The 15869-nt window shown below is 42.0% G+C and carries 10 protein-coding genes; 4 read left to right on the top strand and 6 right to left on the bottom strand.

The features are described from left to right. Together EES38_RS15085 and glnS are read right to left on the bottom strand one after the other, a co-directional pair. Positions 1-2968, bottom strand: a 2968-nt coding sequence (locus EES38_RS15085) for a FimV/HubP family polar landmark protein (protein ID WP_279432218.1), incomplete at its 3' end; no start/stop codon positions are given. 219 nt (positions 2969-3187) lie between these two features. Next, entirely contained in the window at positions 3188-4858 is a 1671-nt protein-coding gene (glnS, locus tag EES38_RS15080) for a glutamine--tRNA ligase (RefSeq protein WP_124938039.1), read from the bottom strand. Between the two features lie 499 nt (positions 4859-5357). On the opposite strand from glnS, the gene nagC reads away from it, so the two are divergent. From nagC to asnB, 3 genes are all read left to right on the top strand, one after another. Continuing rightward, a complete protein-coding gene (nagC, locus tag EES38_RS15075) occupies positions 5358-6572 on the top strand; it encodes a DNA-binding transcriptional regulator NagC (protein WP_124938038.1) in 1215 nt (404 codons plus the stop codon). 77 nt (positions 6573-6649) lie between these two features. Further along, positions 6650-8251 carry a cation:proton antiporter domain-containing protein gene (locus EES38_RS15070; protein ID WP_124938037.1) on the top strand — a complete coding sequence of 534 codons (1602 nt, stop codon included), beginning with the start codon at positions 6650-6652 and terminating at the stop codon, positions 8249-8251. 177 nt (positions 8252-8428) lie between these two features. Then, the gene (gene asnB, locus EES38_RS15065) at positions 8429-10093 is read left to right on the top strand and encodes an asparagine synthase B (RefSeq protein ID WP_124938036.1); all 1665 of its coding nucleotides are present in this window, start codon (positions 8429-8431) and stop codon (positions 10091-10093) included. An 88-nt stretch (positions 10094-10181) separates the two neighbouring features. On the opposite strand, the gene rfaH is transcribed toward asnB, so the two are convergent. From rfaH to htpG, 4 genes are all read right to left on the bottom strand, one after another. Then, entirely contained in the window at positions 10182-10676 is a 495-nt protein-coding gene (rfaH, locus tag EES38_RS15060) for a transcription/translation regulatory transformer protein RfaH (RefSeq protein WP_124938035.1), read from the bottom strand. Positions 10677-10733: 57 nt separating this feature from the next. Continuing rightward, positions 10734-11696 carry a ferrochelatase gene (gene hemH, locus EES38_RS15055; RefSeq protein ID WP_124938034.1) on the bottom strand — a complete coding sequence of 321 codons (963 nt, stop codon included), beginning with the start codon at positions 11694-11696 and terminating at the stop codon, positions 10734-10736. A 117-nt stretch (positions 11697-11813) separates the two neighbouring features. Then, on the bottom strand, positions 11814-12458 hold the full coding sequence (gene adk / locus EES38_RS15050) for an adenylate kinase (protein ID WP_124938033.1): 645 nt from the start codon (positions 12456-12458) through the stop codon (positions 11814-11816). Between the two features lie 293 nt (positions 12459-12751). Then, a complete protein-coding gene (gene htpG / locus EES38_RS15045) occupies positions 12752-14656 on the bottom strand; it encodes a molecular chaperone HtpG (protein ID WP_124938032.1) in 1905 nt (634 codons plus the stop codon). A 284-nt stretch (positions 14657-14940) separates the two neighbouring features. On the opposite strand from htpG, the gene EES38_RS15040 reads away from it, so the two are divergent. Then, the gene (locus EES38_RS15040) at positions 14941-15867 is read left to right on the top strand and encodes a winged helix-turn-helix domain-containing protein (protein WP_124938031.1); all 927 of its coding nucleotides are present in this window, start codon (positions 14941-14943) and stop codon (positions 15865-15867) included. The last annotated feature ends 2 nt before the right edge of the window (positions 15868-15869 follow it).

The raw sequence follows: 15869 nt of genomic DNA, 5'->3' as shown, positions 1-15869 counted from the left end.
CATCTTCCGGCTCAGCGTCTCCAGGCTCGCCACTCTCGTCAGCATCCGCTAATTCAGATGGCTCTGATGCCGCTTCTTCGAGTAGATCGTCTTCGCTTAATTCTGGTAGCTCTTCACCCGCGATAGCATCAACGTCTTCAGCAGTGGCTTCGTCAGTCTCTTCCTCTGCTTGTGACTCGACTAACGTATCGTCTTCGTCAAATTCAGGAAGCTCATCATCAGTAAGCTCCGCCAGCACACCTTCCGGCTCAGCGTCTCCAGGCTCGCCACTCTCGTCAGCATCCGCGATCTTAGATGACTCTGATTCCGCTTCTTCGAGTAAATCGTCTTCACTTAGCTCAGGGAGTTCTTCATCTTCTGCTTCAGCGTCCTCAAACTGAGCCAGAGTATCCTCAGGTTCAACCTCGTCTTCGGCTATCGCTTCGTCGAGTTCAGGTTCAGTGATAGAGGCTTCACCAGGACTCTCGAGTACATCATTACTCACGCTTGAGTCTACGTCAGGCTCTTGAAGTAAATTGTCACTCTCAATGACATCGTCATTTTCGATAACAACGTCCGCGCCTTGAGTTAATGGCTCTTCTGCAACATTTTCGTTCTGAACTTCTTGAGGCTCTTCAATCTCAGCTATTTCATCGGCCTCGATATTCTCTGAAGCGTCCTCTTCATCTATCAACCAGTCTTCATCTTGGGGAACACCGAATTCGTTTGGTGTTGCCGTTTCGCGCTCAACTTCGTGCTCCGGCCCTGATTCAATATCGTCATCAGAATCACTATCCTGTCCTTCAATCTCCGGATTAAAGTCAAAATCCTCTCCCTGCTCATTTTCAAGGTCGATATCTTCTAGGAGCGGATCATTCTCAGGAATCGAGTCAATGAGATCATCAATGAAATCGTCACTGTTAAACGCTGTGGTCTCTTCATTGTCTTCAACAACTTCAGCCGATGGTTCGGGCTCCTGCGCACTTTGTTCGATTTCAATTAGTTCATCAAGGAATTCCGTACCATCATCGATTGGATCAGCTGGGAGCTCAGGATCATCAACAAATGTATTATCAGGTTGTTCTTCTTGACTAACTGTCGATTCGAATAACTCGTCTAGAGCATCAAGATCGTTACTAAAGTCATCCAGTTCTTCATCATCTGACTCAGTCTCAACGTCAGATTTTTTGTCTTCTTCCAGAATTTCATCTAGGGTTGCGTCCGAAGAAGAGAGCAATTCATCATCAAAATCGTCATCATCACTAGAAAGATCAAATCCGGAGAGCTCTTCAAGTTCCTTATCCCAATCGGCGTTTTCAGCTTCATCTTCTTCAATCAATTCATCGAGAAGAGCGATATCGCTTTCTTCCATTGGTTCTTCCGACAATTCCACATCATCGGCATCAACCGCATTTTTTTCTAACTCGTCGAGATCTGCTTGGGATTCAATGCTACTGAACAGGTCTTCTAAATCATCATCAGAGGCAATAGCAGCATCACCTACATCGAATTCGTCTAGACTTTCGTCTCCAGATAACGGTTTATCCTCTAGATCATCTAACTCATCCAGTTCCTCAGCTCCAGCCAGCAAGCTTTCCAGATCATCTTGCGAAATTAACTCGTTATCATCGTCAGAAAGGTCAAAGTCATCATCAAGGTCATTAGCAACCTCATCCAATGCTTTCTCCATTTCTTCCAAACCGAGAGCTTTGTCATCGTTAACGCTAATTCCATTAGCACTTTCCGTTAACTCGTCATCAATTGGAGCACCTGTAAAATCGCCATCATCGTCAATAGCGGAGAACAGATCATCGGCAGATTCATCTTCGAGATTTAAATCTAGGTCGTCATCATCCAACTCAGCAAACACGTCATCGGTATTAATTGAGTCTTCGTCATTGTCATCCGCTGAGAATAAGTCATCGTCGAGCATCAAATCATCGACATCGTCAGAAGAGGACGATGGGTCACCGATATTGACAGATTCTGGCTGCTCTGGATTAACAACTGGCTGAGTAGGTTCAGCATCTTCTTTATTACGCTTACGCATGAACAACGTAATCAGGAACGCCAGCAAGGCACCGGGAATAATTCCCAGAGCCGCCACAACCCACCATTTCGATAAAAGGTTATCTAGCGTTGATGGTGCGAGCTTAGCCGCTTCTTCAGCTTTCCTTTTCTCTTCAGCAAGCAGTTTTTCAACTTCTGAACGAATACGAGCTTCATCATCTAAGTTCGATTTCAAGTTATCAACTTCAGACTGAACCTCTGACAACTTGAGCATCAGACGGTGATTTTTTTCTTCTAATGCAAGTAGGTTTTCGCTGTCGTTCTGATTAACAGAACTTAAGTTAGGAACATCAGGCTGAGTGATTTCTGCGAGCTTACTTTGCAGGTTATTAGCCGTATCGGTAGGCGGAGACTCCGGCTCTGGTGTCGTCGGTTGTTGAGGTTGATTACTTGCAGTCTGAGACGCTTGTTCTGGCGGTTTAGCAGGCGCAGTGGATGTCGCATTTTGAGATGGAGTAGTAGCTCTTCTTTGCGATGCGACTTGCCGATCCAAGCGAGCTTGGTGAGCTTTCATAACCGCCACAGCCTGAGCCGTTGAAACACTTGAAACCTGCTCTAAAGAAGGAACACGCAGCGTACTCCCTGGTATTAGCGTATGTATATTTTGATTTTCAAAGGCTTCTGGATTTAGTTCAAAAATCGCAAGTAGTGTTTGTTGTACTGTGACTTGATTCGTTGGTCTTAATCGACTGGCGATTGACCACAATGTTTCGTTTTGTCCTGTAGGACCATAAAAACGCGAAGGTTGTCCGTTATCAGGAAGCGCAGTATTCCCGCCAACAGACTGGTTATATTGAGGTGCATCCTGCACTTGTCCCTGCGGACCAACTAGACGAATACCCGCTGCACTGACAAAAGAATTCTGTGTCACGACTGCTAAAGTCATACCAACTAGCAGACGTTTTAAAAAATGACGCATATAAGGCTCAGCTACGTGCTTTTGATAATATAAAATTAATAATCTGTTAAATATATCGGAATACGTGAGCAAAACTATAGTAGAACAAGAAAAAATGTGTTTTGACTTCAATATTTTCTCTTTTCTCACATATTTTGTTGTATTTTCTTTGCTTTTATAGTGACAAAAGCCAGCAAAGCTGGCTTTTGTAAAGTATAGATGAGCATTTCCAATAAAGGATTATTTTCCTTCAATTTTTGCCCATGTATCTCTCAAACCGACAGTACGGTTAAAGACAAGTTTTTCAGCACTAGAATCAATGCTATCTGCGCAGAAATAGCCCATTCGCTCAAATTGGAATGCTTTTTCTGGTTCTGCGCTTTGTAAGCTTGGTTCAACGAAGCCTTGCAATTTCACTAGCGAGTCTGGATTGATTGTCGATGCAAAATCCTTTGCAGCTCCAGGATTTGGTACTGTAAACAGACGCTCATAAACACGAATCTCAGCTGGAAGACCTTTCTCAACCGATACCCAGTGGATAACGCCCTTAACTTTGCGACCATCTTCAGGATTCTTGCCTAAAGTGTCCACATCATAAGTACAGTAGATAGTCGTGATTTCGCCGTTGTCGTCTTTTTCAATACGCTCAGCCTTAATAATGTAGGCACCACGTAACCGAACTTCTTTACCTAACACCAAGCGCTTATACTTCTTGTTAGCTTCTTCACGAAAGTCTTCACGTTCAATCCATAGCTCACGGGTAAATGGTACTTCACGTTCGCCCATCTCTGGCTTATTAGGATGATTGGCCGCAGATACATATTCTACTTTGTCTGCATCAAAGTTTTCGATGACGATTTTTACTGGATCAAGTACTGCCATTGCTCTTGGCGCATTCTCATTCAGATCATCACGAATACATGACTCTAAAGAACTAAACTCAATCGTATTATCTTGCTTTGTCACACCAATACGTTTACAAAACTCGCGAATAGATGCGGCCGTAAATCCTCGGCGACGAAGACCGGAAATCGTTGGCATACGTGGGTCATTCCAGCCATCAACCAATTTTTCAGTCACTAATTGATTGAGCTTACGTTTTGACATTACAGTATATTCGAGGTTTAGACGACTAAACTCATACTGGCGAGGATGGCAACCAATAGAAATGTTGTCTAAGACCCAATCGTAAAGACGACGGTTATCTTGGAACTCAAGGGTACACAATGAGTGCGTGATACCTTCGAGCGCATCTGAAATACAGTGAGTAAAGTCATACATCGGATAAATACACCACTTATCACCCGTCTGGTGATGCGTAGCAAAACGAACACGATATATCACAGGATCACGTAACACGATAAAAGAAGAAGCCATATCGATTTTGGCACGCAAACACGCTTCACCTTCTTTAAAGCCACCCGCTCTCATTTTTTCAAATAGCTCAAGGTTTTCTTCCACAGAACGATCGCGATAAGGACTGTCTTTACCTGGTTGAGTTAACGTACCACGGTATTCTCTAATTTGCTCTGGTGTAAGCTCTTCAACATAAGCTAACCCCTTTTGAATCAGCTCAACCGCATATCCGTGTAACTTATCGAAGTAATCGGAAGAATAATGGATAGAGCCTGCCCATTCAAAGCCAAGCCAGTTAACGTCTTTCTTAATAGACTCAACGTATTCAATATCTTCTTTTTCAGGGTTAGTATCATCAAAACGAAGGTTACACTGCCCCTGATAGTCCTGTGCAATACCAAAGTTCAAACAGATAGACTTCGCATGGCCTATGTGAAGATATCCATTTGGTTCTGGTGGAAATCGAGTATGAACACTTGTATGTTTACCTTCCGCAAGATCTTTATCAATGATCTGACGGATGAAATTCGATGGACGAGCCTCAGCTTCACTCATCTATATCACCTCAAAAACGTTAGTATTGCCAGAGTACTTGTATCTATAGTGACAAGCACAAACCTTAATTGACCGTAATGATCCACAATTATTGTGCAATGCACAATATTATCTCTCGAATATTTATCAATATTTCGTTTTTTCTCCAGATATTCCTATCTATCTGGTCACTAATTAACAGATCGCTTTCGATTTAAGCGCTCATATTCCATAACGTTACCAAATAAAGTGACCTATCCCACACGATGGACTTATAACTCAAGAACACGACTTTATTTTTACAATCAAAAAAGTATATTAACCGTTGAAGTTGTTGAAGGTAACACGGTGAAGTAAATATAAAATTTCCTCACCATGGTAAGTCGCTGGTAGTTTAAATCGTTTCTTTACGCATTTTATGGCTCAACTACGTCGAATCATTACTTCACAAACAGAAATGGAGCACGAATCTTATTGCATTTACGCTCCCCAAGCATGTATTTAGTCGAGCAAATTAGTAATGAATGGCGCACAAAAAGGTAATGTCGATTTAGTTAAGCAATTAAATGGTGCAGCGGTCTATCGGCTTATCGATCAAAAAGGACCGATTTCTCGTATTCAAGTGGCAGAGCTCAGTCAGCTCGCTCCAGCCAGTGTAACAAAAATAACGCGGCAATTGTTGGAAAAAGGCCTGATTAGAGAGGTCGCCCAACAGGCATCTACAGGTGGCAGGCGCGCCATATCATTAAAAACCGAAACTCAACCCTTTCATTCGATTGCTGTTCGCCTAGGCAGAGACTATGTGCAAATTTCTCTTTACGATCTTGGTGCGACTGAGATTGTGTCAGAGTATCACGAATTTAATTATCTGCATCAAAGTGAACTTATCGAGGGTTTGATTGATCATATTCGCACGTTTATCACCCAGCACAGTCGTTTAATTGAACACCTTATCGCAATTGGTGTTGTACTACCTGGTTTAGTTAACCCAGAGTTGGGTGTTGTCGAATACATGCATAACGTTGAAATTGATGCACTGTCGCTCGGTGACATTATTCGAGATCACTTTGGCGTCGAATGTTTTATAGGTAATGACATTCGAGGTCTCGCGTTAGCTGAACATTATTTTGGCGCAAGCCAGGACACTCAGGATTCTATTCTTATTAGTATCGGGCGCGGTACCGGTGCTGGCATGATTGTTAACGGTCAAATCTTTCTAGGCTACAACCGGAATGTAGGTGAAATTGGGCATGTGCAAATTGACCCTTTAGGCGATCGCTGTCAGTGTGGCAATTTCGGTTGTCTTGAAACAGTAGCATCAAACCCCGCGATTTTACGTCGAGTCCACCGATTACTTGAGCAAGGTCACCCATCCTCTCTCAGCGAGTTAAACAGCTTTGGTATTGATGATATTTGTGCTCACGCAAACTTGGGGGATGAATTGTCTCGCCAGATTCTGATCAATGTGGGTAACCATGTTGGTAAAGCGGTCGCGATTACCGTCAATCTATTTAATCCTCAGAAAATTGTCATCGCTGGTCAAGTGACAACAGCGAAAGAACTGATATTTCCTGCAATAGAGCGTAATGTTCAAAGCCAATCGCTTAAAGCATTTTACAACAACCTACCGATTGTGGCTTCACAAGTATATAAACAACCAACTATTGCTGCGTTTGCTATGATTAAACGAGCCATGCTTAATGGTGTATTGTTACAAAAATTACTCGGCGAATAATCGACGCACTGCATACATCTGAAGGTGATATGGTAATATGCCTGTCGCCTTCAATTTAATGATAATTAAAAGATAAAATGGATCTTTTTGTTTTAACGACAGCGTTTATCGCTGGAATTATAGCGCTCAAACTTCAACTGCCTCCAATGGTAGGTTTTTTACTTGCCGGTTTTGCGCTGCATACTTATGGTGTTGAGTCATCCGAGACTATCACTACCTTATCAGACTTGGGTGTCACCCTACTTCTATTTACAATAGGTCTTAAACTCGATATCAAAACACTGCTGGCAAAAGAGGTATGGTTAGGATCGACGATACATAATGTCCTATCAACATTGGTGCTAACTGCTCTACTCTTTGGCTTGCAACTACTTGGTATTTCCAGCTTGTCAGGACTTTCACTCGAAAGTCTAGCTATCGTTGGCTTTGCACTCTCGTTCTCAAGTACAGTATTCGCGGTTAAATCTCTACAAGAGAAAGGCGAAATCAATTCTACCTACGGTAACTTAGCGATAGGTATTCTCGTAATGCAGGATATTTTCGCTGTTCTATTCCTTACAGCGTCCACGGGCAAGCTGCCTGAATGGTACGCTATCGCGTTATTTGTTCTGCCTTTTCTACGTCCATTATTCTACAAACTATTAGATAGTGTTGGACATGGTGAAATGTTGGTGCTGTTTGGTATTTTCTTCGCACTGGTGGTTGGAGCCGGTCTGTTTAAGCTAGTTGGCCTGAAACCCGACCTCGGTGCTATTGTGATGGGAATGCTTCTCGCTGGTCACACAAAAGCGTCTGAACTTTCAAAATCTCTTTTTAACTTGAAAGAGCTATTCCTTGTGTGCTTTTTCTTGAATATTGGCTTAGATGCGGAACTGACATTAGCCGGCATTATACTCGCTTTCGTTCTACTACTGCTCCTCCCTCTGAAAGCCGTTCTGTATTACTGGGTTATTAATCGCTTTCACTTTCGTGTTCGAACTAGCTTTTTGACGACACTTACTCTTTTGAACTTCAGTGAGTTTGGTCTTATTGTCGGTGGTTTGGCCTATAAGTCGGGATGGATTAATACAGACCTTCTGGTTGCGCTAGCTGTTTCGGTACCACTGTCATTTTTAGTTTCAGCCCCATTGAATAAATTGAGCAACGCTCTTTATCAGAATAACCGGAAGTTTTTGCATGAAGTGAGCGCAGATAGACTTCACAGTAAAGATCAGCTTATCCGTCCAGGAAAAGCTCAGGTACTGATTCTAGGTATGGGACGTATCGGTGCTGGCGCGTACGAAGAGCTAGAAAGACGCTACGGACAAATATGTTTGGGAATTGAAGTTCGTGACGATACAGTCGCAGAACATAGAGAAAATGGTAAAAACGTCATAGCCGGTGATGCGATGGATAGTGACTTTTGGTCACGCATAATCGACACCGGTAATGTAAAGCTTGTATTACTTGCAATGCCTCATCATCAAGCTAATGAGATAGCTTTACAGCAACTTAAAAACCTCGGATTTGAAGGTAAAATTGCAGCAATCGCTGACTATCCGGATCAGATAGATACTCTGTTAGAATCGGGAGCTCACGCAGCATTTAACGTCTACAGCGAAGCTGGTAGTGGTTTTGCTCGTCATGTCTGCCGAGAATTAGAGCCATCTTTTGATAACCAAAATGGCGATGTGGTGTAAGGAAACTGGCTAATTTTTACCTACTTTTAAAAACCATCAACTCAAACATTGAAAAAATTAGAAAATATTTAACACCAACAAGTTTATTTAAGATTTTTACTATTTTTGGGTTGTTTTTTTTAATGAAAGTGGCAAATTTAGGCCATCAAGTTAAATAATATAAATAAAGGAATGAGTATGTGTTCGATATTTGGGATTCTAGACATTAAGAGCGACGCAGCAGCACTAAGACCTGTTGCACTTGAAATGTCAAAAAAACTACGCCACCGCGGTCCAGACTGGTCAGGAATTTACGCATCGGATAGAGCAATCCTTGCTCACGAGCGTTTGGCAATTGTTGGTTTAAATAGTGGTGCGCAGCCATTATACAGCCCAAATGGAAAACACATTCTTGCCGTTAATGGTGAAATTTATAACCACAAAGAAATTCGTGCTCGTTACGAGGGAAAATACGATTTCCAAACAGATTCTGACTGTGAGGTAATCCTAGCTCTTTATGAAGATATGGGCGCGGATCTACTAGAAGAACTGAACGGTATCTTTGCTTTCGTTCTTTACGATGAAGAAAAAGACGAATATCTTGTTGGTCGCGACCATATTGGTATTATCCCAATGTACCAAGGTTTGGATGAACACGGTAACTACTATATTGCTTCAGAAATGAAAGCACTTGTTCCTGTTTGCAAAACAATCAGTGAATTTCCTCCAGGTAGCTACTATGGTTCTAAAGATGCAGAGCCTGTGCGTTACTATGTTCGTGACTGGAATGAATTTGCAGCTGTTGAAAATAACGTAACGAGTAAAGAAGAGTTAACTGAAGCACTTGAAGCAGCAGTTAAACGTCAACTTATGACAGACGTACCATACGGTGTGCTTCTTTCTGGTGGTCTTGACTCATCAATTACATCCGCAGTAGCAAAACGCTATGCTGCAATGCGTATTGAAGACGATGAAAAATCTGCTGCATGGTGGCCACAACTTCACTCATTCGCAATTGGTTTAGAAGGTGCTCCAGACCTTAAAGCCGCTCGTGAAGTTGCAGAGCAAATCGGTACTGTTCACCATGAGATGACTTATACAATCCAAGAAGGTTTGGATGCGATACGTGATGTTATCTACCATATCGAAACATATGATGTAACCACCATTCGCGCGTCTACACCAATGTACTTGATGGGTCGCAAAATCAAAGCTATGGGCATTAAAATGGTGCTCTCTGGAGAAGGTGCTGATGAAATCTTTGGCGGTTACTTATACTTCCATAAAGCACCAAACGCGAAAGAATTCCATGAAGAAACCGTACGTAAATTGCTTGCTTTGAACATGTTTGACTGTGCTCGTGCAAACAAATCTCTCGCCGCTTGGGGTGTTGAAGGCCGAGTACCATTCTTGGATAAAGAGTTTATTGACGTTGCGATGCGCCTGAACCCGAAAGATAAAATGTGTGGCAATGGTAAAATGGAAAAACACATCCTTCGTGAGTGCTTTGAACACTACCTACCAGAATCAATCGCGTGGCGCCAGAAAGAACAGTTCTCTGATGGTGTAGGTTACAACTGGATTGACACTCTAAAAGCAACTGCTGCAGAGAAAGTCACTGATCAACAAATGGAAACGGCAAAATTCCGCTTCCCATACAACACGCCAACAACAAAAGAAGGTTATGTATACCGTGAGATTTTTGAGGAGCTATTCCCTCTTGAGTCTGCTGTTCACTGTGTACCTGGTGGTCCATCTGTTGCGTGTTCATCTGCAAAAGCAATTGAATGGGATGAGTCATTTAAAAACATGGCCGACCCTTCAGGTCGAGCAGTTAAAAGTGTTCACAAAGACGCTTATTAATTTGCTTTGAAATGACTTCTTAGTATGTAAAAAGGCGATGAATTTAACGGTTCATCGCCTTTTTTACCACCCGAACTTTTATATCTTTCTATAATTCGAGATCTTTATTACTGATGCTCATTGTGACAGGGCTGTTAATCAGTTTGATCAGCATGACAGAACGAGTTTCTCCATCCGGTTCCTGATATATCGCTTCAATACCAGCAAACTGACCACTTTTAACCCGAACTTTTTCCCCTTTCTTGGGTAACATTTCTGTCGCCGCCTTATCGAGCTCTGGCTGAAGTTCTTGTAATTCGTTGATGAGTGCTTCTTCAATCTCTTTCGGGTGACTCCCAAAGCGAATAAAGTCAACCACCCCTCTCGTCGAACGAATTGTGGTAAACGATGGACCCGCTTCAAAATCAAAATTTACAAAGACATAGGATGGAAATAGTGGCTCGCGGGTTAATTGTTTTTTACCACGCAAAATTTTCTCAACAGATATCTCAGGATAAAAGCAGCCTACACCCTGATTGCTCAAATGCTGTTTAGCTCTGGCTTGTTCCCCTCGTTTACAATATAACAAATACCACTTTTTCATATTATTTCGCCAACCGATTCTTAAATGTCTATCTACTTTAAATTTATGTCTAACAGGCTATACGAGCGCTGTCTTTACAATATGCTCCATTAACTTGATATGGGCTTCGTTATCATTCAGGCACGGAATGAAATGGTAATCATCACCTCCAGCTGCGATAAACGACTCTTTCCCCTGCTGTGCGATTTCTTCCAATGTTTCAAGACAATCGACTGAAAACGCAGGTGAAATTACATCCAGCTTTTTTACGCCTTTTGAGGGAAGAGCTTCTAACGTTTTATCCGTATAGGGTTGCAACCACTCTTCACGCCCAAACCTAGATTGATAAGTATGACCAATTTTATCCGAACCTAAACCTAACTCTTTAGCTAGTAGCTCCGTTGTACGTTCACAATGTAGGGGGTAAATATCACCATTGTCCGCATATCGTTGGGGGATACCGTGGTAAGAACACAACAGATAATCACCCTGTCCATTGAGACGCCAACTCTCACGAACTGACTGGGCTAATGCTCTAATATAAAGTGGATGATCATGATAATCACGCACGAAGTGAATATTTGGAATCACTCTTTGCTTTGATAACACTTTTGCAAGAGCATCAAACACAGACCCCGTTGTCGAAGCAGAATATTGCGGATAGAGCGGTAATACAACGACGGATTCGACGCCTTTTTCAGCTAATCTTTTCATCCCCTGCTCGACCGACGGTGAGCCATAAGTCATGGCTAATTCTACTGGGATATCAAGCTGCTTTTCTAACTTCACCTTCTGCCGCTGAGAATAAACCATCAGGGGAGATCCATCATCTAGCCAGATGGACTGATATAATTTTGCCACTTTAGGTGAACGGATAGGCAAAATAATACCATGTAAAATTGGACACCAAAGCCAGCGCGTTAGATCCACCACTCTCTGATCATGTAGAAACTGCCCCAAAAAGGCCTTAACTGCTTTAGGTGTTGGTTGTTCTGGTGTTCCTAAATTAGCAATCAAAACACCGGTCTTGCCTGGCTGCATAAATGCTCCTGTGAGTAAAAACCCCGATTCAACGGACTCTTAAGAGAAAATATATCATGCTTGAGATATAAAAAAAGCGACCTGGTATCGGTCGCTTTTTTATTGAGCAAATCAATCTTAAGAAAGTGCTTTTTCCAGATCCGCACTCACTTGATCAACAGGTTTAGTACCATCGAATTTCAAATAAGTGGTATTACCCGCAGCAGCTTCTTTACCATAGTACTCGATAAGTGGAGCCGTTTGATTATGGTATACGTCTAGACGTGCACGAACAGTTTCTTCTTTATCATCTTCACGAATAACCAGTTCTTCACCTGTCACGTCATCCTTACCTTCCACTTTTGGTGGATTGTAAACAGCGTGGTAAGTGCGGCCTGATGCCAAGTGAACACGACGACCAGCCATACGTTCAACGATAACGTCATCTGCAACATCAAATTCAATAACGTAATCTACGTTAACACCTAATTCTTTGAGACCATCAGCTTGAGGAATCGTGCGAGGAAAACCGTCTAGCAAGAAACCATTTTCGCAATCAGGTTGTGCGATACGCTCTTTAATCAGACCCAGAATAATATCATCTGACACAAGTTGACCTGCATCGATTACAGCTTTCGCTTTTTTACCCAGTTCAGTACCAGCTTTAATTGCAGCACGTAACATATCCCCAGTTGAGATTTGAGGGATGCCGTACTTTTCCATGATGAATTGAGCTTGTGTACCTTTACCTGCACCTGGAGCACCTAAAAGAATGATGCGCATGTTAAATCCTCTTTAAGAAAATATTGTTTTATACCGAAGCTCACTGCGAAATAAATGAAAAACGATAAGTTTCGGTATAACAGAGATTGCAACGAATCATCTCTACAGAAAATCGAATTCTGTAAAACAAAGAAATTCAGGGCACGAATACTATCATAAAAAAAATCATTTCGGATCGAAATTAGACTAAAGATTCCATTTATAAAGTCAGATTTATGCTACCCAATTTATTTCGAGCCCTAAAAAAGAAAGCCCGCTAACCGGCGAGCTTTCTAGGTATTGACCTTAACTTATTAAGCTTTAACGAGTAAATCGTTAACCGCAGATAAGAACTGAGAAGGGTCGTCCATAGAACCACGCTCCGCAAGCATCGCCTGACCGAGCAGAAGCTCAACCCAGCGACCAAAGAGTTCTTCATCAGGCTCATCAGCCATTTTCTTAACTAGCGTATGCTCAGGGTTAAGTTCGAGAATATATTTAACCTCTGGCGCCGCCTGACCTGCAGCCTCAAGCAGTTTTGCCATTTGAGTACCGATCTCAAAGTCATCTGTAACGACAACGGCGGGAGTCGACGCTAACTTAAAGGTCGTTCTGACTTCTTTAACTCGCTCACCCAAATAGGACTTGGTTCTTTCTACAACAGACTTAAACTCTTGTTCAGTCTCTTTGTGCTTTTCTTTTTCCGCTTCATCCTCAAATTTTGATAAATCAAGGCCTGCTTTGGTAATAGATTGGAAAGATTTACCATCAAAGTCAGTGAGATAGTTCATTAACCACTCATCAATGCGATCAAACATCAAAATAACTTCAATGCCTTTTGACTTAAACTGCTCTAGGTGAGGACTGTTTTTCGCCGCCGCATAGCTATCTGCGGTGATGTAGTAAATTTTATCCTGCCCTTCTTTCATACGCTCAACGTAGGATTTCAGGCTTACATTTTGTTCAGAGCTATCATTGTGAGTTGAAGCGAAACGTAACAAACCAGCGATTTTCTCTTTGTTTGTCATGTCTTCTGCTGGGCCTTCTTTCATGACCAGACCAAATTCTTTCCAGAAATTTTGGTATTTTTCCTCATCATTGTTAGCTAGACGCTCCAGCGTGGTTAGAACACGCTTAGTACATGCATTACGCAGAGATTGCGTCACTTTATTGTCTTGGAGAATCTCACGTGAGACATTTAGAGGCAGATCATTCGAATCGATTAGCCCGCGAACAAAACGTAAGTAAGAAGGCATGAACTGCTCAGCGTCATCCATAATAAAGACACGTTGAACATAGAGTTTTAATCCGCGGCGATGATCGCGATTCATCATATCCCAAGGTGCTTTAGCAGGGATATAAAGTAGGCTCGTGTAATCGTTTTTACCTTCAACACGATTATGACTCCAAACTAATGGGTCACCAAAATCGTTGGAAACGTGCTTGTAAAACTCTTGATACTCTTCGTCTGTAATCTCTGACTTGCTGCGGGTCCAAAGCGCTTCCGCTTTGTTGATTTTTTCCCACTCTTTCTCACCTGTCTCTTTGCCTTCCTCATCGCGTTTGATGCTCTGAATATAAACAGGAATACCGATGTGGTCAGAATATTTCGAAACTAACTCTTTAAGACGCCATTCTGACAGGAATTCTTTACCTTCATCGCGCATATGCAGAATAATGTCAGTACCACGACTTTCTTTGGTAATGGTTTCAAGAGAGTATTCACCTTCTCCCTGAGAGTGCCATTGCACAGCTTGATCGACACTGTCTTCTGCAGCACGAGTACGAACAGTAACCGCATCAGCCACAATAAATGCTGAATAGAACCCAACACCGAACTGACCGATCAATTGAGAATCCTTGACTTGGTCATTCGAAAGCTGGGAGAAGAACTCTTTGGTGCCAGATTTCGCAATGGTACCCAGGTTTTCGATAACACTTTCTCGGTTCATACCGATACCATTATCGGAAACGGTCAGCGTGTTTGCTTCTTCATCGAAAGAAAGCTTAACCGATAAATCGGCATCACCCTGATACAGATCAGGGTTAGAAAGCGCCTGAAAGCGTAATTTGTCAGCAGCATCAGACGCATTTGAAATCAACTCACGTAAAAATATCTCTTTATTCGAATAAAGAGAGTGGATCATTAAATGCAGTAATTGTTTTACTTCTGATTGAAACCCACGTGTTTCTTTGTTGTTTGCAGCAGTTTCGCTCATCTTGTACTCCATAACTATTCTCGTTTGGATGACATCGTCAAACTTTTACTTAGTGACAACGTACCGTTGCTAGTAAGATGAGGTTGGAAATATGGATTTCAAGCTAGAAAAGTTAAAAAACGCTGTTTTTTTTAATTTTTATCAGTATCCTGTATACGCATGTAATATGATATCTCTCAATAATGGACAGTAAACATCGACTATTAACTCGTCCTTAACTCATAACCCAGCATAATTAATTCATAATTAGTCAGTTTGACAACAAGAACAAAAAGAAGATATTGATGAATACACTAGGCACCAAGTTCATCTTAGCAGACCAGTATGTATTCGATCCGAACAGCAATACGTTGTTTGATAGAAGCAGTGACGAATCTGTGCGACTCGGCAGCAATGAAAGTCGTATACTTTTGATGTTTGTTCTCCACCCATCAGAAGTCATAAAAAGAGATGAATTACATGACTTTGTTTGGAGGCAACAAGGCTTTGAGGTCGATGACTCGAGTTTGACTCAAGCTATATCAACATTACGTAAAATCCTAAATGACTCCACTAAATCACCACAGTTTATAAAAACTGTTCCTAAACGTGGATATCAGTTTATTTCGGATGTTGAGAAAACAACAGCCGCAAAAGGGACGTTACAGGCAAAAGAGAAGCAAGAAGACGTCACACCGCTTACTTCTGAGCAACAAACTAGTGATGTTGAGCTATCTTCCGGAGAACAGAACACAGTCTCCGAACTTGACACCACTGAGGCCTTAGCTCAAGTGTCATCGGTTGAGCCCGTGATAACTAGCAATAATGTAAGTCCGCAAGAAAGCAGTAGCAGTACCGTTTCTCCGATAAAGAAGTGGTCTTTGAGTATCAAGTTGTGTCTCCTACTGACCCTATTGATTCCTGTTGTTGCTTTTATATCTGATCAACCCAAAATAACTGAGTTTAATACTCTCGCTACTTATGAAAATGTCGCAATCGAAACACCGGTGAACCACCCAGATTTGTCGCAATGGATACCAACGATCAAACTATGCCTTGGTAAATATAAAGAGCGCCATCCTAATCAAGGGATGCCTGTCCGTATCATTGCAACTGGCGGAGTCGAAGATAAGTTGAACCTAAATTATATTTTCGACCAGCAGGACGAAGAACGTAATGTAACCATTAGTGTTCTCGGGACTCAAAGCGATCTGTCTAAACTATGTCGGTAGGA

This window comes from Vibrio viridaestus (genome assembly GCF_003856525.1).
Lineage (GTDB): Bacteria > Pseudomonadota > Gammaproteobacteria > Enterobacterales > Vibrionaceae > Vibrio > Vibrio viridaestus.
This window is presented reverse-complemented; position numbering and strand designations above follow the sequence as displayed.